Origin of the sequence: Peptoniphilus sp. KCTC 25270, assembly GCF_021012875.1 — a bacterium.
In the GTDB taxonomy this organism is placed as follows: Bacteria; Bacillota; Clostridia; order Tissierellales; family Peptoniphilaceae; genus JAJMZJ01.
In genome coordinates this window covers 16,841-41,438 of sequence record NZ_JAJMZJ010000004.1, presented here as the reverse complement: position 1 = coordinate 41,438, position 24,598 = coordinate 16,841, and the positions used below count along the sequence as shown (strand labels likewise).

The following is a 24,598-nucleotide window of genomic DNA, read 5'->3' as shown; positions in this document are numbered from 1 at the left end:
TTATCGCAAAGACTATTATTTGTATGATTCCTACTACTAGGGTCTCCTGAATCCATGTAATTTCACCTCCTGAATTGTGAAGCTTATAGCAAGTTTTCATTCTACCATACAAAAAGAATGAGTTCAAATTGGTTGGCTGTATTTGCATCAGGGTCAAATTGAATCGAAAAAATATTTATGGTAAAATACAGAGAACAAGAATAGAGTGGGATTCTCTGTAAAATTAAGGCTTACAGAAACTTTTGGCCAATAAAATTTGCATCGAAAAAACTCCTCTTAGGGGGAGTTTTTCTATAGGGGGAAAAAATTTGTCATACGTAGAATTTATCAATAGTACAAAGGAATACAAAATGGGGGATACGACCATTGTTGCCAACAACAATATCAATTTCCAAATTGAACAAGGGGAATTTGTTGTAATTGTTGGTCCCTCTGGTGCAGGAAAATCCACAATCCTAAACATTCTCGGTGGCATGGATAAAAACGATCGAGGGGACGTATTGGTGGATGGAGAAAATATTGCCCAATATAACGATATGGAATTGACCAAATATCGACGGAACGACGTGGGTTTTGTGTTTCAATTTTACAACCTCATCCCCAACTTAACGGCTTTGGAAAATGTGGAACTGGCCAACGAAATCGTAAAAGACGCGAGAGACGCCAAAGAAGTTTTAGAAGAAGTGGGATTAAAGGACCGAATGAACAACTTTCCTTCTCAGCTTTCGGGGGGAGAACAACAACGGGTTGCCATTGCTCGAGCTTTGGCAAAAAATCCAAAATTATTATTGTGTGACGAACCAACGGGGGCTTTGGACTATACAACAGGGAAGAAAATTTTGTCCTTGTTACAGGAAAGTTGTCGCAGAACCAACACCACTGTAATAATCATCACCCATAATAGTGCCATTACCCCAACAGCAGATCGTGTGATTGAAATCAATGACGCCAAAGTGCGAAGAATGGAAGTCAACGACCATCCAAAATCCATCGAAGAAATTGAATGGTAAGGTGAGAGAATGAAGTCGTTACAAAAAGATTATTTACGGGAGATCAAAAAATCCAAAGGGCGGTTTTTTGCCATATTTTCTTTGGTTGCCCTAGGGGTTTTTGTCTTGGTAGGTTTAACCGTAGCCGGACCAACTATGCGAGAGAGCATAGAAAAAATAATCCGACAAACCAATGCCCAAGATATGAGAATTGCCGTAGGAGATGGACTAGAAGAAGAAGATTTGCGGCGAATCCACAAAATTCAGGGAAAATCAGGGGAAGAATTGATTCGCCACATTGAACTCTATACCAATAAAGGGGAAAATATTCATCTAAAATCTCTACCGGAAAAAATTTCTGTTCCCATTGTAGATGAAGGGAAGCTTCCGGAAAAAGAAAACGAGATTTTACTGGATCTATATATGAAGGACAAGGGATATAAAATTGGTGATTCCATTGTTTTTGCCCAAGAAGAAGATATTTTTGATAAAGAGGCAAAGGCTAGATTAAAGGAATATACCTACACCATTTCCGGATTTGGCCGTTCGGTGTTTTTTTTAGATAAATCCAGAACAGGAACATCTGAACGTGGAGGCACATTGGATGGATTTGGCTATATTTTGCCAGAATCTTTTGCCGATCCAACCTATCAAGAATATTTGGTTCAATTTAAGGATTTAGAAGGTCTCTCCACTAGTGAGGAAGAATATGAAACAAAGGTCCATAAACATTTCCAAGAGATGAAAGAATGGTTTTCGGATCGTCCCGCCACTCGATTGGAAGAATCTTTGGCCGATGGGAGAGAGTCCATCGCTGAAGGAGAACAAGAATTGGTAGATGGGCGTCAGGAATTAAAAGACGCTCAGTTGGATTTGGCCGATGCAGAAGATAAGTTATTGTCTGGGGAAGAAGATTTATCCCAAGCAAAACAGGATTTTTCGGAGGGAATGGCCCAAGGGGAGAAAAAACTCCAAGAAGGGCAAGAAGAAATAGAGAAAAACCGAAAACTTTTGCAACAATCCCAAGGAGAAATTACAGCGGGTCAAGAAGCTCTATCTTCTGGCCAAACGATAATGGCGGAAAAATGGGATTTGTTTCAAAGACAAGAAAATGAATTTTCCATTCAATACAATCCATACTTAAAGGGACTTGAAGAGATTCAAAGACAAAGGGAAGAACTTTTGGCGAAAGAAAATCAGGTAAATTCTGCTTTGGAGGAGTTGGAAAAAGCGGGAGAGTTAGACTCTATTAGCCCCATAAAAATTCCTTATACAGAAAAGGAAATGGAGGCTTTTAGAAAAACGGTAGCAAATGGAGAAAAAGAGCTCCCCTCCTTAAAAGAAAAAGAATTACAAAGGAAAAAAGAATTTACAGAAGCTCAAAAAGAGGCGGATCGATTGGCAGTGGAAAAAAACGCCTTGTCTTTGCCAACAAAAGAAGAGATTCAAAAGGAAATCACTTCCATTTCTACTTCTATAGAAGAAAAAAATCGTAGAATCGATGAGATCGAAAAACTTCCACAGGAAGAACAGACGCCTGAAATGGTACGGGAGAGGGAGGAATTAGCGAAGGAAGTTTCTCTCCTATTGGAAGAAAAATCAAAATTAGAGAATACGAAGACTTTGGAAGAAAGCGACCTTTGGAAACAGTGGAATGAGAAAAATCAAATGGCAAAGGAAAAACAAAGTCTTTGGAATGAGGCAGAAAAAAATCGCATAGAGAAAGAAAAAGAAATCTCTCAAGCCAAGGAAAAAATTCAGGAACAAAAAAATGCCATTGCTTTAGGAGAAAAACAATTGGCAGAACAAGAAGCCAAGAAAAAAGTCCTTGAGGCAGAGTTGGCCAAGAAAAGAGCGGTTTTAGAAGCCCAACGAGATCAGTTAGAACAGGGCCAAGCCGAAATCAATCGGCAAGAAAGCCAAATTCGTGAGCAAGGACGACCTTTAGAAGAAGCCAAAGCAAAATTAGACGCCGGAAGAGCAGAATTAGAAAATGCCCAAAGAGAATTGCAAGCCCAAGAGGCAAAACTACAAGAGGGAATTTTGCAATTGGAAGCGGGAAAAATTCAGCTTCAAAAGGGAGAAGCAAGCCTAGTGGAAGGCCGTAGAGAATTAGAAAGCCAACGGGCCCAAGGCCAAGCTCAAATTTCAGAAGCAGAGAGAGAATTGGAAGAGGGATGGCGAGAATATCAAGAGGGGAAAGAAGAATTTGACCGAGAATATCCTCAAGCCATTTTGGATTTACAAGAAGGGGAAGAGGACTTAGAACAAGCAAAAGATCTTTTGACTCTATTGGAAAAACCATCCTATAAAATTACGCCACGAAACGAAGATCCAAATATTCATATGTATATGGAATTTAGCCGAAGCATTGACCGTTTGGCGAAAGTTTTCCCGGTATTTTTCTTTGCCGTAGCCATGTTATTGTGTTCCATTTCCATGAATCGAATGGTAGAAGACGAACGAATCAATATTGGAACGTACAAAGCTTTAGGATATGGAAACGGATCCATTGCAAAAAAATATTTGGTATATGGAATTATGGCAGCGGTCCTAGGAGGAATTTTAGGAGGATTGGGAGGAAATTACATTGTCAATCCACTAATTGTAACCGCCTATTCTTCCGGATTTGCCTTTGACGAGTTTGCCTTCCGCTTGTATCCTGTAAATATTATTTTATCGATTTTAGTAGGGATTTTAGCAACGGGGGCCGTAGCTTATTTTACGGTTCGTAGCAGTCTAAAGAAAAACGCAGCCAGTTTAATGCGTCCAAAACCACCGAAACATGGAACGAGAATTTTCATGGAGCGGATTCCCTTTTTATGGAAACGAATGAGCTTTATGCAAAAAGTGGCCATTCGAAATATTTTCCGTTACAAAAAACGAATGCTTATGACCATTGTTGGGGTAATGGGTTGTGTGGCTCTATTGGTTTTAGGTTTTGGAATCAATACGAGTATTGAAGGACTGGTAGACAAACAATTTGGTGAATTGACCAAATACAATATGATGGTTCTCCATGAGAAAAAACTCAATCCAGAAGCGTATGAGCAATTCCAAGAGGAAATCAAAAAAGATCCAAGGATTGAAAAATTCTTTAACGGTCGAATTGAAAATCTAAAGGCAAAATATGATAAAGGGTTGGACCAAGAGATTAATTTAATTGTTCCTACAGAAGGAAATTATAAGGATATGATTCTGTTACGAGATCGAAGAACCCAAGAAGAAATTCCTTTGCAAGAGGAAGGGGCCGTTGTAACGGAAAAATTCGCCAAGATTATGGATTTAGAAATAGGAGATAGTTTCCAAGTTTTCAATTCTCAAGAGGAATATTTCACAACGAAAGTGATAGGAATTGCAGAAGCCTACGCCGGTCATTCCATGTATATGTCCCCAGAAGCTTATGGAAAAATGGTGGGAGAAGAATATACAGACAACGCCGATTTCTTATTGGCGAAAGAAAATCAAGACGAGATTTACTTGAACTACAAAGACAACGAATCCATTTTATCTATAATGGATATGGCTGTAGCCAAACAAGTAATGTTCCAATTAACAGGAAATATTGGAGAAATTGTATTTGTAATTTTGACGGCTTCTAGTTTGTTAGCGGTGGTTGTATTGTTTACTCTAACCAATATCAACATCCAAGAGCGAAAACGAGAACTTTCTACCATAAAAGTTTTAGGATTTTATCCAAAGGAACTTACCGCCTATATTTACCGGGAAACAGGAACGTTAAGTGTGGTAGGAATTCTTATAGGATTCGTTGTAGGAAAATGGCTTCATGGAATGGTAATGTCTGTAGTCGTACCAAGTCAATCCATGTTGGATCCCGCTTTAGGGTTTATGAATTTCTTTATTCCAGGAATGATTACTCTTCTTTTATCCGCTATAGTTTGCGTGATTGTTCATTTCTCATTGAAACGAATCAATATGGTAGAAGCCTTAAAAGCCGTAGAGTAATTTGCAAAAATAAAGAAAATGATGTAAAATATATAAAGTTAGAATGTATGGAAAGGGCCTTTGGCCCTTTTTTATATGTAGAAAGGACAACTATGCAAGAAAATAAAATGGGATATCTTCCCATCCCAAAACTATTATTTAATATGTCCGGGCCCATTGCCTTGTCTATGCTATTTCAATCGTTATACAACGTAGTCGATAGTATTTTCGTTTCCAGAATAGGAGAAGAAGCTTTGGCGGCTGTATCTATGGCCTTTCCCATTCAATCCTTAATGAACGCCGTAGCCATTGGTACCGGTGTCGGAATGAACGCTCTTCTTTCTCGTTCCTTAGGACAGAGAAAATTCGAAAAAGCAAACTTAATAGGGCAAATCGGTTTTATTTTAACCGTAGCCAGTACGTTTTTATTTATTTTAATCGGTCTACTTTTTTCCGATGCTTTTTTTGCTACACAAACGAACAATCCGCTGATTCATGAATATGGCGTACAATATACTCATATTATCACTCTATTTAGCGTAGGAATTTTTGCTCAAATTGGTTGTGAACGGTTGTTGCAATCTACAGGACGTTCCTTTGAATCCATGTTGACCCAAATTGCTGGGGCGCTTATAAATATTATTTTTGATCCGATTTTAATTTTCGGTTTAGGACCTTTCCCAGAATTGGGCGTGGCCGGTGCGGCCTATGCAACCGTCGGTGGACAAATAACCGCCGCTTTAATGGGAATTTTCTTGAACTTAAAGCGCAACAAAGAAATCAATTTATTCCAAAAGGGGTTCCATTTTAACGCAAATATTGTAAAAAATGTCTATGGAATCGGATTTCCCACCATGGTAATGATTGCCGCCGGTTCCTTAACCATTTTCATCATCAACACCATTTTAGGTTGGTTCTCTTCAACGGCCGTTGTAGCTTACGGAATTTATTTCAAACTCCAAAGTTTTGTGCTCCTACCTGTATTTGGTATGAACAACGGAATGGTACCGATTATTGCCTATAACTATGGATCGGGACATAAGGAAAGAATTTATGAAGTAATCAAAGTAGCCTTAACAGCCGCCTTTGTATTTATGGTAGCGGGGTTCTTACTTTTCCAATTCGCTCCCGACGTATTATTAGGATTCTTTGAGCCATCCCAAGAATTATTAGAACTAGGAAGAAAATGTTTAAGAATTTGTTCCATTTCTTTCCTATTGGCTTTCTTCCCTATTGTAGTGGCCTCTGTATTGCAAGCCTTAGGAAATGGCGTAGCCAGTATGATTATTTCTTTGATTCGCCAATTGATTGTACTTTGTCCAGCGGCCTATTTATTAAGTCGTACAGGAAATGTAAACAATGTATGGTTTGCTTTGCCCATTGCTGAATTTACGGCGATTACTATTTCTTTCTTTGCCTTACGGAAAATTCTACGAACTCACGTAGATCATTTGGTACCCATCGAAGAAAGAGAAAAAGTAGAACAATAGAAAAGGATGGAGAATTTCTCCATCCTTTTTTGAAAAAGAAAAGAGCCCCTAGAGGCTCTTATTTTTTTATAGAAATTTTCCAATGACATTGCCTAAAGTTCCCAACAAATCATCTGCGCCACCAGAAGCGCCTCTACGATTGAAGATGGTTCCAGCAATATCTGCTAAATTAAAGTCATCGTCTTGGTCTAGATCTTCGATTTCTTGGCGAGTAACTTCTTCCAAATCACGTCCTTTGGCTTTTTCTTTTGCCAACATAGCCGTAATGGTAGGAGCCAATTTTTCCAAAACAGCGTCTACCTCTTCTTGAGAAACGCCGGCTTTGTTTGCAATATCAGCAGCCACATCATTTTTGTCGTTTCCGAACAAATCTCCTAAAATATCTTGTCCTTCTTTACGATCTGCATGGTCCAATGCTTGACCAAAGTCACGATCCAAATCATCAACCAATACACGGTCGCGGTTGTAATGTTCTACTCTTTGTTCCAAACGCTCTTTTTCCTTAGAGTCTTTTGATTTTTGATACAAACCAAAAAGAATGGCAGGAATGGCCAAAGCGGCTGCCTTAGAAAGGCTATCGTCGTTTCTTTCTTTAACACCAGCCCGTTGTAAATTTTCCCTATTGCGGATAAAGTCTGGTCCCAATTGATTCAAAATACCCATATAAAATCTCCTTTGTATCTATTTTTATTGTCTTTCTGTTTTTGCTTACTTATTGAATATAAAATACCCAAAAAGAAAAAAACCTATACAAAAATAGGAAAAATCGCGGGAAAAGGAATGTCCCAATCTTGACAGAGGAAAAAAATTTCTATAGAATAAAAGAAAACACCCCACAGGGGTAATACGTTTTTTTATATTGGTTATCTTTCGAGATGAACCAATTTTTTCATTTTAAGGTGTATTACGGGAGGTTTTATGAAGAAAAACGGCTATGAACATTTTGGTGAAATGTCATTTAATAAGCAAAAAATGCGAGAAAGATTGCCTTATCCGATTTATTTGAAATGGAAAAACGCCATTCGAAATGAAGAAGATTTGGATCAAGAAACAGCCGATGCCATTGCCCATGCTATGAAAGAATGGGCCATAGAAAATGGCGCCACACATTATTGTCACTGGTTTCAACCATTAAATGGTTTAACGGCAAAAAAACACGACGCTTTCTTAGATCGTACCGATCGCCAAGAGGCCATCTATCGTTTCTCAGGAAAAGAATTGGTAAAAGGAGAATCGGACGGAAGTTCCTTCCCATCTGGGGGAATGCGCTCCACTTTCGAAGCGCGTGGATATACCTATTGGGATGCAACCGCCAACTCTTTCATTATTGATCGAATTTTATATATTCCAACGATTTTTGTATCCTATAACGGAGATAAATTGGATAAAAAAGCCCCATTGATTGAATCCATGAATCTATTAAGCAAATATGGATCTAAAGTGGTGAATTTATTTGAAAAAGCGGAATATACTTATCGAATGAAACCAAAGGTAGGTTTGGAACAAGAATTTTTCTTAATTGACGAATCTCTTTACAATCGTCGAAGCGATTTGAAATCTTGTGGTCGTACCTTGATTGGTGCCAATGCGCCAAAGGGCCAAGAAATGGAAGACCATTATTTTGGTGCCATTCCTCGTCGCGTTATGGATTTTTATGAAGATCTAAACGAAAAATTGTGGGCTTTGGGAATTTATGCCAAAACAGAACACAACGAAGTGGCTCCTGGGCAATACGAAGTGGTTGTATTGTTTGAAAATGCCAATATTAGTATCGATTACAATCAATTGGTTATGAGTTTGTTAAAAAGCGTAGCTCGCAAACACCAATTGGTATGCTTATTACACGAAAAACCATTTGCTGGAATCAACGGTAGCGGAAAACACAACAATTATTCTTTGGCTACAAATTATGGATTGAACGTATTTGATCCAGGAGATGATCCTGCGAACAATACGTTGTTCTTACTGTTTATGACAGCAATGATTGAAGCCATAGATGAATACGCTCCTTTGCTTCGTGTGGCAAGTTCTGGACCGTCAAACGACTATCGTTTGGGCGGATTGGAAGCACCACCAGCAATTGTCTCCATGTATTTAGGGGCCGATATGGAAGCGATCCTTAAAGATATCGCCATTGAAGAATACAAATACAAAGAGCCAAAAGCGGGAGCCATTAAGATCAATTCCCTAGGATATACACCAAGAGATACCAGTGACCGAAATAGAACCAGTCCATTTGCCTTTACGGGAAATAAATTTGAATTCCGTATGGTAGGATCTAGTATTTCTTGTGCTGACACCAATATGATTATTAATACAGCCTTAGGTCACGGCTTGAAAAAAATGTATGATTTCTTAGCGCCATTTGAAGACACCGATCAATTGGAATTAAAAGCAAGAGAATACATGAAGGAAATTATAGTAAAACATAGCCGCATTTTATATAACAAAGACAATTATAGTGAAGCTTGGGTGAAAGAAGCAGAAAAAAGAGGATTGCCGAATTTCCGTACCTATCTAGAAGCCATTGAAACTTTGAAAGATGAAAAAATCATGGAAATTTTTGAAGAATATGGAATCTTTTCTAAAAATGAAGCCCATGCTCTTTATGAAATCGCCTTAGAATCCATTGTAAATTATCATAGTTTGGAAACTCGCGCCCTATTGACAATGCTCTCTAAAGACGTTGAGCCAGCGGTAATTAGCGAAATTAAAGAGTTAATGCCTGTAGTAAAAGAATTGCAAAACGCTGGAGTAAAAAAACGCATGGAAGATCTAAATATTCTATTGGAAGAATTAATGGATCGCCACGAAAAGTTGAAAATGGATTATAATGAAGCTTTAGAGCTTTCTTTAGAAGACAAAGCAAAAAGAATGCAAGAAATTTCAGAAGATTTTACAAACATTCGAAAAATTGCCGATGAGTTGGAACTTATGGTCAGCCGTAAAAACTGGACATTACCAACCTATGAAGATATTTTTACTGCATTAGAATAGGAGGCAGAGATGACAAAGTATATATTTGTAACCGGAGGTGTTGTTTCCGGGATTGGGAAAGGAATCAGCGCCGCAAGTATTGGGCGTTTATTAAAAAACAGAGGCCTTAGTGTCTTTATGCAAAAGTTTGATCCTTATTTGAATATCGATCCAGGAACTATGAGTCCATACCAACATGGAGAAGTTTTCGTAACAAAAGATGGAGCAGAAACCGACTTGGATTTGGGACATTATGAACGTTTTATTGATGAAGAATTAACCAAATCTGCCAGCATCACAACAGGAAAAATTTATTCCCGTGTAATCAAAAAAGAACGTCGTGGAGATTATGACGGAGCCACTGTACAAGTAATTCCTCATGTAACCGACGAAATCAAAGAGGCCGTATACCGTGCCGGAAAAGAAACAGGGGCAGACGTTGTTATTACAGAAATTGGCGGAACCGTAGGAGATATTGAAGGCCTACCCTTTATCGAAGCGATTCGTCAAATCCATTCCGAAAACAAAGCAGAAGATGTAATCTTTGTTCATACGGTATTGGTTCCATCCATTCCAGGATCTGATGAATTAAAAACAAAACCAACACAACATAGCTTCAAACAGTTGATGAGTCAAGGAATCAAAACCGATATTATCATCACAAGAAGTGATGGAGAAGTAGACGAAAGTTTACGGAAAAAAATTAGCCTATTTTGTGACGTACCAGCCGAAGCGGTAATTCAATCCAAACACGTAGATTTAATTTATGAAGTACCATTGGTATTCCATGAACAGGGATTGGATAAATTGATCCTAGATCATTTGCAATTGGAAGGAAAAGAACAAACCAACAACAAATGGCGAGAAATGGTAGAACGCTTCAAAAAAGCAGACAAAGAAGTAAATATTGCCTTAGTAGGGAAATATGTACAATTGCCAGATGCCTATTTATCCGTAACCCAAGCTCTTTTGGATGCGGGATACGAAATGGGAGATTTAGTAAAAATTCACTATGTAAACGCCGAAGAATTAAACGATGAAAACGTAGAAGAAACCTTTGAAGGAATGGACGGAATCATCGTTCCGGGTGGATTCGGTGAAAGAGGCGTAGAAGGAATGATTTTATCTAGTAAATACGCCCGTGAAAACAACGTTCCTTATTTTGGAATCTGTTTAGGAATGCAAATTGCTGTTATTGACGTAGCCAGAAATTTAGCGGGATTAAAAGACGCCATTACAACAGAAATCGATCCAAGCACGCCATTCCCAGTTATTGACTTAATGGAAAACCAACGAGATGTAGAGAACCTAGGAGGAACGCAACGTCTAGGAGACTATGCTTGTACATTAAACAAAGATTCTAAAGCCTACGAATTGTACGGAAAAGAAGTGATTACCGAGCGTCACAGACACCGCTACGAATTCAACAACGAATATCGTGGACAATTGCGTAAGGCAGGATTGTCCTTAAGTGGAATCAATGAAGACTTAGACTTAGTAGAAATCGTAGAAATACCAGAGAATGATTTCTATGTGGCTTGCCAATTCCATCCAGAATTTAAGAGCCGTCCCAACGATGTCCACCCAATCTTCAAGGGATTTGTAGAAGCCGCAAGCAAACGCCGATAATGGCAGAACTATGGGATCTGTATGATCGCAACAACAAGCCCACAGGAGAAACCATTCAAAGGGGAAAATGGATTCCAAAAGATAAATTCCATCGCGTAGTCGAAGGGTGGATTCGAACCAGCGACGGACGGTATTTGTTGCAACAAAGATCCAAAAAGAAAAAAAATTACCCCAACTACTGGTCTTGTACCGCCATAGGATCTGTATTGGCTGGTGAAGAACCAGAGGATGCCATGATTCGAGAAATGAAAGAAGAAATGGGAATCCAATTAACAAAAGACGAGTTGATTCTTGACCAAATCATCACCACGCATCCCGGCCATTACTATATCTATCGAATTGAAAAAGATATAGAAATTACCGAAGTGAGAATTGATATGGAAGAAGTACAAGCCGCAAGATTTTTAACCTATGAAGAATTAAAAGACTGGATTTTTAAGAAAAAATTGACCAAATTATCTTATTATCATGATTTCTTCAACAATTGGAAATAAAAAAGCAAAAGAAAAAGACCCAGGATTTCCTGAGTCTTTTTTTATTCAAAATCAATAACTAGGAGGAGTCATTCCCCAAATAGAAACACAAACTTCATCATCGTAATTAATGTATTTGTGTGGTTTTGTCGATTCGAAATAAATGCTATCTCCCTCTTCCAACGCATGACGTTCCCCTTCGACCTCAACGGTTAAACGACCAGAAAGGATATAGCCACACTCTTCCCCTTCGTGAGTACTAGCAGGCATATTGTCTGGATCTTCCGTTTTATCAATATGCATAAAAACCATCTCTACTGTACGGTTATCAGTAGGAGAGAGGATTATGTATTTTCTTTGAACCTCTGTTAAAAGGATTTCTTTGTGCTGATCTTTTTCAATAACCACAGGACTTTGTTTGGAATAATCTTCATCAAAAAATTCCCCCATAGTAGTCTCCAAAGTAGCAACAATGCGTGTCATAGCATTCACAGAAGGAGATACCAAATCCCTTTCAATTTGACTAATCAATCCAGTACTCAATTGGCTCTTTTCAGCCAGATCTTTAATACTCATTCCCATATTCTTTCTCATAATGCGAATCTTATGACCAGAAAATTTTGAAGACATACAAAAACCCCTTTCAATATATTTATTATAGATAGTAAAATTATACCACCATATTCATCTTTTTGAAATAAAAATTTCATATTTCAAAAAAATTTTCGAAACATCGTTCCAATACCGAAGACGAGAAAAATGTGTTATAATAAATCCGAAGAAAAGGAGGAAGATAATGGATAGAGAAATGATACTTGTCATTGACTTTGGAGGTCAATACAACCAACTAATCACACGAAGAGTGCGCGAAAAAAATGTATACTGTGAAGTTGTGCCTTATACCAAAGCCTTAGAATCGATTAAAAAATTGAAACCAATCGGACTAATTTTTACTGGTGGGCCTAACAGTGTATACGAAGAAGGAAGCCCAGAATTACCAGAAGAAATATATTCCTTAAATATCCCTATCCTAGGATTGTGTTATGGAATGCAACTTATGGCAAAACAATTAGGAGGAAATGTAGCCTCCTCCGACGTACGTGAATTTGGAAAAACCAAAACCAACATCGATCCAAGTTCTCCTTTATTTACAGATCTAGCCGTAGAACAAATTACATGGATGAGCCATGTAGATTTCGTAAAAGAATTACCAAAAGGATTCCGCACCATTGCCGCAACAGATTCTTGTCCAATTGCAGCCATGGAAGATAGAGAACGAAAATTCTATGCTATGCAATACCATCCAGAAGTAAATCACACAGAAAACGGACACGATATGATTGAAAACTTCGTAAAAGATATCTGTGGAGCGAAAGGCGACTGGACCATGGCGAACTATGCTCAAGAAGCCATAGAAACCATTAAAAAAACCGTAGGAAATAAAAAAGTATTGCTTGCCCTATCCGGAGGCGTAGATTCTTCCGTAGCCGCCAAATTAATTAGCGACGCCATTGGAGAAAATCTAACTTGTATCTTCGTAGATCACGGTTTAATGCGTAAAAACGAAGGACAAGAAGTAGAAGACGCCTTTAAAGGATCCGGCATGCACTTTATCCATGTAAAAGCCGAAGAAAGATTCCTAAAACGTTTAGAAGGCGTAACAGATCCAGAAGACAAACGAAAAATTATCGGGGAAGAATTTATCCGCGTATTTGAAGACGAAGGGAGAAAAATCGGCGTCGTAAACTTCCTAGCCCAAGGAACCATCTACCCAGACGTAATCGAAAGTGGATTGGGAGACGCTGCTGTAATCAAAAGCCATCACAACGTAGGCGGATTGCCATCGGTAGTAGACTTTGATGACTTAATTGAACCATTGCGAGATCTATTTAAAGACGAAGTACGTCAACTAGGTTTAGAAATCGGATTGGACGAAAAACTCGTATGGAGACAACCATTCCCAGGACCAGGATTAGGAATCCGCGTAATGGGCGAAGTAACCAAAGAAAAACTTGACATCTTGCGAGACGCCGATGCCATCTTTAGAGAAGAAGTCGCAAACGCAGGGCTAGATCGAGACATCAACCAATATTTCGCCGTATTAACAAACAACAGAACCGTTGGTGTAATGGGAGATTTCAGAACCTACGACTACACATTGGCCCTAAGAGGCGTAACCACAACCGACTTTATGACCGCGGACTGGGCCCGCATCCCATACGAAGTATTGGACAAAACCGCTACAAGAATCGTAAACGAAGTCGATCACATTAACCGCATTGTATACGATATTACAAGCAAACCACCAGGAACCATTGAGTGGGAATAGGCCCAAGAAAATAACAAATGGCGTAAAATCAAGGGGTTTAGCTATTTTAAAAGTGCAACCGGGACAAAATTGGGTAAAAAAGTTTAAAAGAATAATGCTGGGAATGTTCCCGAGTGGCTTAGAAATGAATTAAAATGAGACCGTAGCAATTTATGTTACGGTCTTTTTTAGTGGTAAGATTTTCTGACGATTAGTCGGGAGTGTAATAATATAAGCCTGTTGGTTCTTCAGAAATATAAACTCCAAAGGATTGATAGTAAGAATTTATCGCTTCTAGCAGAGAATTTGGAATTACAAATTTTTTATCATCATGAATATCGTAATAGATTCTATCAAACTCTGTTTTGAAAATATCAACAATCATTCCTATCAAACAATTTTCATAGTAGGCAGAATTCGATAAGTCTTTATCTAAAACAGATACGATCGAGACCATATTAATTAGAGTTTGTCTTGTTAGTAAATGAAAGTAATTACAAAAGTCATTTAAACTAATTTGGTGTGTTTTGTACTTCCATTTCTCTTCTATAATTCGTTCTTCGATATCATAAATATAATTTTCGTCATAGGTGAGAAGATTTATTGAAGTGAGATAGCTTGATTTTCTACAGACATAATACTCATCAAGTAATTGATAACATAGATTTTCAAGTTGACTTTGATAGCTATTATTAAAAGTTGGTTGTTTCACCTTATTAGCAAATTCTGCATGTGACAGCTCGTGGGCTAATAAATTTAATGCTTTCTGAGTTCCGTCTTCTATTGTTTTTCTATTTTCTTCACCAGCTATTTTGATTATATTTTCAGTAAGGGAATCCCTCATTAAGAATGTTGTAATTTCTGAGTCAAGAAAGACGATGTGTTTACCAGAATGCTGATTGAGAAGAAGTTTTCCATATGCTTTCCCGAATTCATTATTGGTAACAGACGGATTTTTATATCCAATTTGCACTTGGTATTCAAGAACTTCATCAACAAAATTATTAGGGACGACTATTTTTTCAACATTTGAGATGTCTATATATTCTGAAAAAATTGTTGCGATTGCTTCAATATTTTTTTCATAATACTGTTTCAGTTCTGTTGAAACTGTAATATTTCCTAATAAGAGTTTAGGGTTGAATTCGACTATCATTATTTCCTCTTCAAATTTCTAGACTTCTTTGGATAAGACAATTTCCAATCATCAAATTCCTCATCAGAAATTTCCTCATTATAATGTTTCTTTCTCATCTCATCCCATTCTTTGATAAAGTCATTAAAATTTTCATCATGGAAAATGAGACCAAGTGTAGAATCTTCTACTAATGGTCTTATTTTAAAATATTTTTCATAATCAAATACAACTTGCATAAATTCAAAAATAGAAATTGGTGTATGGTCAACTAAAGCAGAGGCATCACACTGTAGTGCTTCAGCTATTTTTTTTAATTGTTCATTGTCAGGAGATCTATATCCTAACTCATAATTTCGTATAGCAGAATCTGTTAAACCTGACATATAGGCTAATTCTTTCTGTGTCAACTTTCTTAGTAATCTTAGTTTTCTTAATTTTTCACCCGAAATCATGACGGCCTCCTCTCAAAATAATTAACTATATTTTATCACATGGTAATACTAATCACAACAGAAATGAACTGTTGTATTTTTTAAATGCTCAATAGAATCAGCACATAAAATACTAAACAATTTAAATTTGACATTGACAACACGAATACGTGCTGTTAATATATAATTAAACAGCACGGAAGTGTGTCGTTAGAATATAAGAAAACCAAATTGACGCTCGTCATAAATTCATTGATGAGAACCTTATAAGAAAAAACAATAAGGAGGTAAGAAATGAGCAAAGTATTTATGACAGCAAGAGAAGTTCAAGACTTCTTGGAAGTAAGCAGAACAACTGCTTATCAACTTATTGCTGAAATGAACACAGAGTTACAAGAACTTGGTTACCGTGTTCAAAGAGGCAAAATTAATCGTCAATATTTTATGGAAAAGTATTGCTATGGAAATCAAAAAACAAAGGAGGGATAGTGTGGGAGCCTACAGAGATGAAAGTGGAAACGGAACTTGGTACTGCAAATTTAGTTATTACAATTGGCAAGGTAAAAAGGTTAATAAGAAAAAACGTGGATTTAAAACGAAGAAAAAAGCCCTTGAATGGGAACAAAGCTTTTTAAATGAACAATCTGGAAACTTAGACATGACCTTTGAAGAATTCTTTGAAGTCTATAAAAGAGACAAGGCACCAAGGATTAGATTGAATACTTGGAATACCAAGGAAAATATTATAAAAAGTAAAGTCATGCCTTATATCGGTAATTTGAAAATGAATGAAATTAGTAAGGTCACGATTATTCAATGGCAGAACAAGATTATAAACATGATGGATGAGAATGGCAGAAGATACTCTCCAACTTATCTTAGGACTATACATGCTCAATTAAGTAGTGTCCTAAATCATGCCTGTAAATACTACAATCTACAGCATAATGTTGCTAGACAAGTTGGTACTATGGGGCAAAAAGAGGGGCAAGAAATGTCTTTCTGGACACAGGAAGAATTCGAAAAGTTTATCAATGCTATAAAAGATAAGCCTGAACATTATCATGCTTTTGAAATTCTTTATTGGTGTGGTTTAAGAATGGGTGAGTTTCTAGCTTTAACCAAAGAGAAGTTTGACTTTAACAATAATACTGTTCGTATAGATCAGTCTCTACAAAGGATTAAAGGTAAAAACTACATTACAGAACCTAAAACAAAAAAGAGTATCAGAACGATTGTTATGCCTGATTTTCTTTCTGAAAACATAAAAGCCTACTTAGATGGCTTCTATAAACTTAAGGATACAGATTTAATATTTTCTTTATCTAAAAGTTCTCTTCATAGAGAAATGGCAAGAGGAAGCGAAATATCTGGAGTTAAAAGAATAAGAGTTCATGATTTGAGGCATTCTCACGTTTCTCTATTAATTGAACTTGGTTATTCAGCTATTGCTATAGCAGACCGTGTTGGTCATGAATCCATTGATATAACTTATCGATATGCTCACCTTTTCCCTAGCAAACAGATTGAAATGGCTGATTCATTAAATAACTTGAGAAAAACTACAGAAAATGATTGGGCAAGCCTGCTTGAGGAGGATGAAGATGGCGAAAATATTTAGAAGAGAAAGTATTCAGAAACTAAAAAAGAAAAAACTTAAAAAGAAAGAAAATAATCGAGTCAGAAATAAATATGTCAATTTTAGAGTAACACCCGATGAATATGACTTACTTAATAAAAAGGTTGAGATGAGTGGTTTGTTAAAACAGGACTATATTATTCAAAGTTTGCTTAATCATGAGGTTAGAATCGTACCAGATTATCGCCTTGCCGATAGTGTTGCTAAAGAAATCTTTCAATTAGCTAGAGTAATTAAAAAATTCGGTCAGTTAGATGACCAAGAACAAGAAATCTTAATATTTATTTTAGAAATTTATGAAGAACTTAAAAAAGAAAAAAGCCTTTAACCCAAAAGGCCAAAGGCAAAACACTCCTGTGGGAATGTTCTCTAGACAAGTCCATTTTATCACAGGAGTCTTGCTAATACCAAATTAGGAGGACAAAAATGGAAAACAAATATAACTATATACCAGAAGAGATGAAAGCCTTAAAACGATTTATAGGCTGGAGAAAAGAAAGAAGAAAAGATACTGTAGCTAAACTTCCCTTTTCATTAATAGATGGACAAGGGATAGGCTGGAACAAGCCAGATAGGTGGCTAGATTTTGAAGAAGCAAAGGATAAAAATGAGCCTTTAGGTTTTGTTCTAACAGAAGAAGACCATATCACCTGTGTCGATTTAGACCAAGCGATTGTAGATGGTCGCTTAACAGCTATGGCTCAAGCTATTGTAGAAGCCTTCACAGGGACTTATATGGAGCTTTCTCAATCAGGGCAAGGGATTCATATCTTTTGTAAGGGAAAGCTTCTAGATAATGTGATTAAGCCTAGTGAAGGAATAGAAATTTATAAGAGCAATCGATATATCGCCCTAACTGGAGATGTAGGGGATGGAAGCTACTTTCCTATCAGCAATCAGCTACTAGATAAACAAGCAGAACTAGATAAGCTTTATAAGAAATGGACACAGGATAAAGTTTCTATTAGAAGTCAGATAAAAGACTTTCAAAGTCTTATTTTAAGTCAAGAAGGTCATTTGAATGGCTTATCTTTATCTGAAATTCTAGATACCATGGAAAAGACCAATTCAAAAGCAAAATTATTAATTAATGGAGAATCTATTACTGGAGACCATAGTAGAGATGATTTTATCTTTTTAGTTTTAGCTAGAAATTATACCGATGGGAATCCAGAACTTATGAAAGATTTGTTTTTAATGACGCCCTTAAATCGCATAGGAAGTCAGGAAAAAAGAAAAGACGATAGAAAGTATCTTGAATATGTAGATAAGACTTTAGAGAGCGTTTTAGAGCTTGGTTCTTATATCCCTTTTGATTGGTCAAGGCATCTAGCCTACAAGCAAAGGATGGAAGCCTATGAACGAACTTAAACTAGTCTTTCCAGAAATTGATCAGACTTATTCCTATATTGACTTACAAACAACAGATAAAGGGCATGTCAGGCAAATTACAGGCAATATTGTTACTGCTATCCTTAATCCTAAGTATTGTAAGAAAAAGAAAATCATAGAGGGACAAATCTTCTACGATAAATTTACCAATGAGATTAAATTCCAAGGACAAATTATAGGAGAAAGAAATATTAGACCTAATCAAATTAGGCTTTGGGATGATTCATTAAACAATCGACTGGGACTTGAAATAGAAAAGCATTTTGGCATTAACTATAACGCCAATAAGATGTGGGAAGCCATTCGATTTGTAGCCCACCAATATGAAATCAGTCCACCCAAACAATATCTTCAAAACCTAAAGTGGAAGGGTGATAGAAATGCCATCAGAAAACTTCTGCCTAGCTATTTAGGAGCTGAAGATACGAAACTTAATCATTGGATTATGGAACATATGATTTTAGGTTTAATCAAAAGAGTGTTTGAACCTGGATCTAAGTTTGATGAGATGATGGTTTTAGTTGGTGGCCAAGGTATTGGTAAGTCTACTTTTGCAAGATACTTAGCCATAAAAGATGATTGGTTTTGTACCATTGAAAATATCCAAGGTAAAGATGCTGTGATGAATCTCATGGGAAAAACAGTTGTTGAAATTGAAGAATTTGTAGCCTTAAGAAATGCCAAGTCTGCCAATGAAGCAAAGTCATTTCTATCCAAGTTAAGCGATAGAATCAGAATTCCCTATGAGAAGTTTTCTACCGATGTTCCTAGAACTTGTATTTTAATTGGAACATTAAATGAAAGAACTTTTCTAAATGACCATACAGGAGAAAGAAGATACTTGCCTGTTGAATGTCATAAGGATAAGAGAACGAAAGCTGGCTATCCCGATAAGGAATACTTAGGAGATTTGTCTGAAAAAGAATATCTCTTGTCTATTAGAGAAGACTTTAATCAAGCACTAGCTTATGGCTATGAACTTTATAAAAATAATCTGCATTCTTGGACGATACCAAAAGATTTATTAAAGGATCTATATGAGGAACAAGAGAAGTTTAAGTATTTAAATCCTGATGTAGAAGATATCAGGTTCTTCCTTGAAGAATATAAACCGAAATCTAATGAACCTCATATTACCTGCTTTAAGGAATTAAGCATGCAGGGCTATCAGATTAAGTCAAAATCTTTTTCTGAAATTATGGACAACTACTTCCCTGATTGGATTCCTATTCGTTCATCAAAGACAAAGAGGATTTCACCTAGTGGGATATCTATTCCAGTCAAACTCTATTATGAGAAGAAGGAAGATATGGGAAATGATTTGATAGAAGTGTCTCAAGACAATCTTCCTCCAGAGTGGAGCAAATTTACTCAAGTTGAAATGGACACAGGAGAGAGAAAAACTTAAAGAAAAATTGTAACTTTGTAACCTTGTAACTTGTAACCAAGATTTTAAAACCTTCTGAATTAGGACTAGAGAAAGCAAAAGGCTTGATAATACAAGCTTTAGAAGCCTAAGTGAAAGTAAACTTACCTAATTTCAGGAGTTTTGTTTTTGTAGGTTACAGTTACAAAAGTTACATGTGTCTAGTTTAGAAGTTAAAGAAAAGAAGATAAAAGAGAAAAGTTTAATAGCAAGCACAGTAAGTGTGTGACCACTTACTAAAAAATGACTTCAAAACTAAATCAGATATTTAATTTTGAGCTTCATTTTTAACTTGTTAGGGAGAACCCTAAGACCCCGAAAAAAAACAAAAAAGGAGATGACATATATGGAAAACAGAAAACGAAATAATCGCTTGAGATTCAATTTAACAGATGAAGAAAAAGAATTATTTGAGCGAAAGAAGAAAGAGTCTGGTGCAAAAAATATGAATCACTTTATCAGGAAGACGGTACTAGAAAAGGAAATTTACCATGTGGATTTAAGTCCATTTTATGATTTACAAACTGATTTAAAAGTCCTGACTGACTATACCAATCAGGTTGCTAAAAGTGTCAATACAACAGGCATTTTAAGAAAATATGAAATGGATGGTATGAAAGAAAGATTGGCAGTGATAAGCAATAAGATTACTGCGATACATGATTTATTAAGGAAAAAATAAAGATAAAAATAAGAATTTTAGGAGGTAATGAGAAATGAAATATTATATTGATGAGAAAGGATTATTGACGAAAGAAGAAGCCTTTTATATCGGCGTAGTAGGTTTTGAGGACTTAATTAAGGAACTAGATGAGGTGAGAGAAGTTTATCAAGAAGTATAAGATAGATGTGAAAATGAGGGGCATATTTATCGTCAAGACTTAAGAGATATGCTTGTAGAGTTTAATCATAATTTCAAGAACACTTATGAAGCCTTACTAGGAAAAATAGTATAGAAGTTTTTAAGAGCTGGTGTTTTGGGGCATCAGCTTTTATCTGTTTTAAAATAGGTAATTATTTGATATAATTATCTTTAATAAGATAAAGATTAAGTAGGGAAGATTTTATGACACATATAATTTTATAGCGAGAAATATAAAACTAAACCCTTATTCTTATGGTATTCAACGTGAGGGCAATAAATTATATATTGATGAAAGAAATCATATTCAAATATTTGTAGATGATCTTTTCAAAGAATTAAATCCTTATACAAATGCTCCATTTATTTAAGGAATAAGTTTTGGGTGAAAGTATTTAGGGAATCCCGAGAAACTTTTGGAGTATATTAAGCAAGCCTTAGATGGTCAAGATAGTCTAGAAATATTTTCAATCTGGTTAGGCGAAAAGAATGAAGTGGAGAAAAGGGACTGCCATATAGATCAACTTGATCGTGAATTATTAAAGTGGGTCTTTTCCTATGGAGGTTTCAAGAATCCAAGATAATTAAAAGTCTATAAGTACTGTAGAGGAAAGAAGTAAATAAATGGCATTTGATTACAGCAAACTTTGGAAACTACTTGAAGAAAAGAAAATGTACAAAGAAGATTTACGAATCGACACAGGGATGTCTTCAGCAACTCTTGCAAAGCTAGGAAAGAATGAGATTGTAAGTATGGATGTACTTGGTAGAATCTGTGAAAGTCTTAAGTGTGATGTTGGAGATATTGTAAGTTATTTAGTTGAAGAAAAATTGGAGCAGAGCGATGAGTATTAGAGTGAGAGAAAAAAGTACGGACCTTTGGGTTTATGATTTATTGAAAGAAGCGGATATTCAATTAGATCCACAAGGTTCAACAATAAAAGAAATTAGCGAAGCCCTGAAAACAGCTTCAAAAAGAGGCACAGGGAATATTGGATATCCAGAATATACAGGTGTCGTAAAAGATTTCCTAATTGTTATCGAAAATAAGGTTTCTGTCTCAAATCATGAACTAAGGACAGAAGATGATTTAATTTCAGAAGAAACGACAGCTATTTGTGATTATGCAGTGAATGGAGCCTTGTTTTATGGGAAGCACCTAGCAAAGAATACTTCATATAAAAAGATTCTTGCTATTGGTGTTTCTGGAAATGAGAAGCGTCATAGAATTACACCTATTTTTGTAGATGAGCGTCAAAACTATAAAGAGTTACCAGAAACAGAAGGCTTCATTCTTTTTAATGAAGATAATATAGATGAATATTATATAAAAGAAATCCTAAAAGAAGATACAGCTGAAGAAAAAGAAACAAAAGAAATTCTTAAGGATGCAGCTGAACTTCATGAAGATTTACGTAACTATGGAAGTATCCAAGATAAGGATAAGCCACTAATTGTTTCAGGAATTTTGTTAGCTTTAAGAGAAGCTGATTTTGGAAATTTTTCAGTTGATAGCTTAGTTGGAGATACTAACGAGAGATCAACTGACGGACAAAAGATTTATAAAGCAATCGAAAGTAACCTTGACCGAGCCAATGTATCTCCTCAAGTTAAAAAAGATAAGCTGTTAAGTCAATTTTCTGTAATCAGAGATAACACCCTTATCAATGAAATTAATGATACTTTAGGGAAAACGCCTCTGAAACACTACACAGAATTTTTGCAGAAACGAGTTTATCAAAATATTCGTTATAACAGGGATGGTGAAGACTATCTAGGCAGATTCTATGGGGAATTTATGTCCTATTCAGGTGGAGATGGTCAAACTCTTGGAATTATCCTTACGCCAAAACACATAACAAACTTATTCTGTGATCTTTTAGATTTGAAACCTACAGATAGAGTTTTCGACCCTTGTTGTGGCACTGCTGGTTTTTTAATTGCTGGTATGCATGACATGCTTTCTCAAACTAATGACTACGAGGATCGTAGGGCTATCAAAAAAGATCAACTTTTTGGTATTGAGAGCCAGTCATATATGTTCACCATTGCGACTACTAACATGATTCTTAGAGGTGATGGTAAAAGCAACTTAGAAAATGCTGACTTCTTAAAACAAAATCCAGCAAAGATACAAAAAGAGTGGCACCCAACAGTAGGAATGATGAACCCTCCATACTCTCAAGGATCATCAACAAACCCTGACTTATATGAAATTTCTTTTACGGAACATTTACTAGATAGCATGGTAGAAGAGGGCAGAGTTGCTATTATCGTTCCTCAGTCAACGATGACAGGAAAAACTAATATTGAAAAAGAGATTAAAGCAAATATCCTAAAGAAACATACTTTAGAGGGTGTGATTACACTTAATAAAGATACTTTCTATGGAGTCGGTGTAAATCCTTGTATAGCAATTTTTACAGCTGGCTTACCACATCATAAAGATAAAATATGTAAATTTATTAACTTTGAAGATGATGGCTTTATAGTTTCAAAACACATAGGACTTGTTGAAACTCCAAATGCGAAAGATAAGAAACAACACCTACTTGATGTTTGGAATGGAACAATTGAAACAGAAACTAAATTCTGTGTTGAAACAACTATAGAAGCAGACGATGAGTGGTTGCATTCTTTCTATTACTTTAACGATGAAATTCCCTCAGAAGAAGATTTTAGAAACACGATAGCTGACTATATAACATTTGAAGTTAATATGATAACTCATGGTAAAGGATATTTATTTGGCGTGGAAGACAAGAAAGAGTATTCAGCTACAGAAGATGAAATGCTATTAGTTGCTGAAGATGGTGATGATTATGGAGAATAGAATTAGTTTAGATCAAGTAAAGTGGAGTAAATTTAAAGTCTCAGATATCTTTACTGTAGAAAACTCTAAGCCTTATCATAAAGATAGGCTAGAGCAATATAAATACGGGGTGCCATACATCACTAGAACTTCACTTAATAATGGACTCGAAGACACTATTAAAGGATCAGATTTTAAATTTAATAAAAGAGATAGCATTAGTTTAGGGGCTGAAAATGCAGATTTTTTCTATCAACCTTATAATTATATTGCTGGAAATAAGATGTATTCTATATCTCATCCAGAGATTAATAAAAGCATAGGATTGTTTTTAGTTCAAGCATTTCGTTCATCAATCAAAGATTGTGGTTTTGGTTATGGAAAAGGATTAACAGGAACTAGAATGAAAGATCGTTTAGTTATGCTACCTATAGATTCAGAAGGCAAACCAAACTGGTCTTTCATGGAACAATACATCAAACAAGAACAAAAGAAAGCTGCTCGAAAAGTTATTGATTATTATGAGCAAAAGATCTTAGAAACAGCATTTGATTTGGTAGGCTTAGAGAATGTTGAGTGGAGGGAGTTTCCTTTCAATAAAATATTTAGGAAAATTCAAAGAGGTAAGAGACTAAAAAAAGCTGACCATATTGATGGATATACTCCATATATTTCGTCAACCGCTATGAATAATGGCCTCGATGGGTTTATAGGTAATAAAGATGGAGTTAGAAAATTTTCAAATAACATCTCAATTGCTAATAGCGGTAGTGTGGGTGCCTGCTTTTATCATGAATATGAATATATAGCTAGTGATCATGTTACTTCTTTAAGCATAGATAATGCTGACAAGTATATCTATTTATTTATGTCAACAATTGTCAGAAGACTTGAAGAAAAATATTCATTCAATAGAGAAATTAATGATAAAAGAATTAGGCAGGAAAAGATTATTTTACCTGTTGATGAAAATGGCAATCCTCATTGGGAATATATGAGTCAATTTATGCAAAATTTAGAAGCTGAAAAAGTCCAAGAAGTGCTTGAACCTATATATATATATATATATATATAGGTTAGCGATACTC

The 24,598-nt window shown here is 36.0% G+C and carries 21 protein-coding genes; 17 read left to right on the top strand and 4 right to left on the bottom strand.

Going from position 1 to position 24,598, the window contains the following annotated elements:
- Positions 1–308 precede the first annotated feature (308 nt).
- From LQU94_RS06985 to LQU94_RS06975, 3 genes are all read left to right on the top strand, one after another.
- A complete protein-coding gene (locus LQU94_RS06985; RefSeq protein ID WP_230696986.1) occupies positions 309–1,010 on the top strand; it encodes an ABC transporter ATP-binding protein in 702 nt (233 codons plus the stop codon).
- Positions 1,011–1,019: 9 nt separating this feature from the next.
- On the top strand, positions 1,020–4,955 hold the full coding sequence (locus tag LQU94_RS06980) for an FtsX-like permease family protein (RefSeq protein WP_230696985.1): 3,936 nt from the start codon (positions 1,020–1,022) through the stop codon (positions 4,953–4,955).
- Between the two features lie 92 nt (positions 4,956–5,047).
- The gene (locus LQU94_RS06975; protein ID WP_230696984.1) at positions 5,048–6,424 is read left to right on the top strand and encodes an MATE family efflux transporter; all 1,377 of its coding nucleotides are present in this window, start codon (positions 5,048–5,050) and stop codon (positions 6,422–6,424) included.
- Between the two features lie 66 nt (positions 6,425–6,490).
- Here the strand turns inward: LQU94_RS06975 and LQU94_RS06970 are convergent, their stop codons facing one another.
- The gene (locus LQU94_RS06970; protein WP_230696983.1) at positions 6,491–7,087 is read right to left on the bottom strand and encodes a DUF937 domain-containing protein; all 597 of its coding nucleotides are present in this window, start codon (positions 7,085–7,087) and stop codon (positions 6,491–6,493) included.
- Between the two features lie 255 nt (positions 7,088–7,342).
- Between LQU94_RS06970 and LQU94_RS06965 the strand changes: the two genes are divergently transcribed.
- From LQU94_RS06965 to LQU94_RS06955, 3 genes are read left to right on the top strand one after another with little or no spacing between them, the layout of a single operon-like run.
- Positions 7,343–9,421, top strand: a complete 2,079-nt coding sequence (locus LQU94_RS06965; RefSeq protein ID WP_230696982.1) for a glutamine synthetase III — start codon at positions 7,343–7,345, stop codon at positions 9,419–9,421.
- Between the two features lie 9 nt (positions 9,422–9,430).
- Entirely contained in the window at positions 9,431–11,029 is a 1,599-nt protein-coding gene (locus tag LQU94_RS06960) for a CTP synthase (protein ID WP_230696981.1), read from the top strand.
- The gene (locus tag LQU94_RS06955) at positions 11,029–11,523 is read left to right on the top strand and encodes an NUDIX domain-containing protein (protein WP_230696980.1); all 495 of its coding nucleotides are present in this window, start codon (positions 11,029–11,031) and stop codon (positions 11,521–11,523) included. Before LQU94_RS06960 ends, LQU94_RS06955 begins: the two co-directional genes overlap by 1 nt.
- A gap of 51 nt (positions 11,524–11,574) precedes the next feature.
- Here LQU94_RS06955 and LQU94_RS06950 read toward each other — a convergent pair whose 3' ends face one another.
- Positions 11,575–12,132 carry a cupin domain-containing protein gene (locus LQU94_RS06950; protein ID WP_230696979.1) on the bottom strand — a complete coding sequence of 186 codons (558 nt, stop codon included), beginning with the start codon at positions 12,130–12,132 and terminating at the stop codon, positions 11,575–11,577.
- Between the two features lie 166 nt (positions 12,133–12,298).
- Between LQU94_RS06950 and guaA the strand changes: the two genes are divergently transcribed.
- Complete coding sequence (guaA, locus tag LQU94_RS06945) at positions 12,299–13,831, top strand: glutamine-hydrolyzing GMP synthase (RefSeq protein WP_230696978.1); 1,533 nt, start codon at positions 12,299–12,301, stop codon at positions 13,829–13,831.
- Between the two features lie 190 nt (positions 13,832–14,021).
- On the opposite strand, the gene LQU94_RS06940 is transcribed toward guaA, so the two are convergent.
- A complete protein-coding gene (locus LQU94_RS06940) occupies positions 14,022–14,966 on the bottom strand; it encodes a hypothetical protein (RefSeq protein ID WP_230696977.1) in 945 nt (314 codons plus the stop codon).
- A complete protein-coding gene (locus tag LQU94_RS06935; RefSeq protein ID WP_230696976.1) occupies positions 14,966–15,400 on the bottom strand; it encodes a helix-turn-helix domain-containing protein in 435 nt (144 codons plus the stop codon). The genes LQU94_RS06940 and LQU94_RS06935 overlap by 1 nt, the downstream gene beginning before the upstream one ends.
- 273 nt (positions 15,401–15,673) lie before the next feature.
- Between LQU94_RS06935 and LQU94_RS06930 the strand changes: the two genes are divergently transcribed.
- From LQU94_RS06930 to LQU94_RS06890, 10 genes are all read left to right on the top strand, one after another.
- Complete coding sequence (locus LQU94_RS06930) at positions 15,674–15,868, top strand: DNA-binding protein (RefSeq protein ID WP_230696975.1); 195 nt, start codon at positions 15,674–15,676, stop codon at positions 15,866–15,868.
- Positions 15,840–17,000 (top strand): site-specific integrase, encoded by a 1,161-nt coding sequence (locus LQU94_RS06925; RefSeq protein ID WP_255702425.1) that lies wholly within the window; start codon positions 15,840–15,842, stop codon positions 16,998–17,000. The genes LQU94_RS06930 and LQU94_RS06925 overlap by 29 nt, the downstream gene beginning before the upstream one ends.
- The gene (locus tag LQU94_RS06920; RefSeq protein WP_230696973.1) at positions 16,984–17,346 is read left to right on the top strand and encodes a hypothetical protein; all 363 of its coding nucleotides are present in this window, start codon (positions 16,984–16,986) and stop codon (positions 17,344–17,346) included. The genes LQU94_RS06925 and LQU94_RS06920 overlap by 17 nt, the downstream gene beginning before the upstream one ends.
- A gap of 98 nt (positions 17,347–17,444) precedes the next feature.
- Positions 17,445–18,389: a hypothetical protein gene (locus LQU94_RS06915; RefSeq protein WP_230696972.1), complete on the top strand. Its 945-nt coding sequence runs from the start codon at positions 17,445–17,447 to the stop codon at positions 18,387–18,389.
- Positions 18,376–19,818, top strand: coding sequence for a virulence-associated E family protein (locus LQU94_RS06910; RefSeq protein WP_230696971.1), 1,443 nt, complete (start codon positions 18,376–18,378; stop codon positions 19,816–19,818). Before LQU94_RS06915 ends, LQU94_RS06910 begins: the two co-directional genes overlap by 14 nt.
- A 364-nt stretch (positions 19,819–20,182) precedes the next feature.
- Positions 20,183–20,518 carry a plasmid mobilization relaxosome protein MobC gene (locus tag LQU94_RS06905; protein WP_230696970.1) on the top strand — a complete coding sequence of 112 codons (336 nt, stop codon included), beginning with the start codon at positions 20,183–20,185 and terminating at the stop codon, positions 20,516–20,518.
- Between the two features lie 34 nt (positions 20,519–20,552).
- On the top strand, positions 20,553–20,678 hold the full coding sequence (locus tag LQU94_RS08075; protein ID WP_255702424.1) for a hypothetical protein: 126 nt from the start codon (positions 20,553–20,555) through the stop codon (positions 20,676–20,678).
- Between the two features lie 644 nt (positions 20,679–21,322).
- Positions 21,323–21,553: a helix-turn-helix transcriptional regulator gene (locus LQU94_RS06900; protein ID WP_230696969.1), complete on the top strand. Its 231-nt coding sequence runs from the start codon at positions 21,323–21,325 to the stop codon at positions 21,551–21,553.
- A complete protein-coding gene (locus tag LQU94_RS06895) occupies positions 21,543–23,531 on the top strand; it encodes a class I SAM-dependent DNA methyltransferase (RefSeq protein WP_230696968.1) in 1,989 nt (662 codons plus the stop codon). Before LQU94_RS06900 ends, LQU94_RS06895 begins: the two co-directional genes overlap by 11 nt.
- A complete protein-coding gene (locus LQU94_RS06890) occupies positions 23,521–24,585 on the top strand; it encodes a restriction endonuclease subunit S (protein ID WP_230696967.1) in 1,065 nt (354 codons plus the stop codon). Before LQU94_RS06895 ends, LQU94_RS06890 begins: the two co-directional genes overlap by 11 nt.
- Positions 24,586–24,598 lie beyond the last annotated feature (13 nt).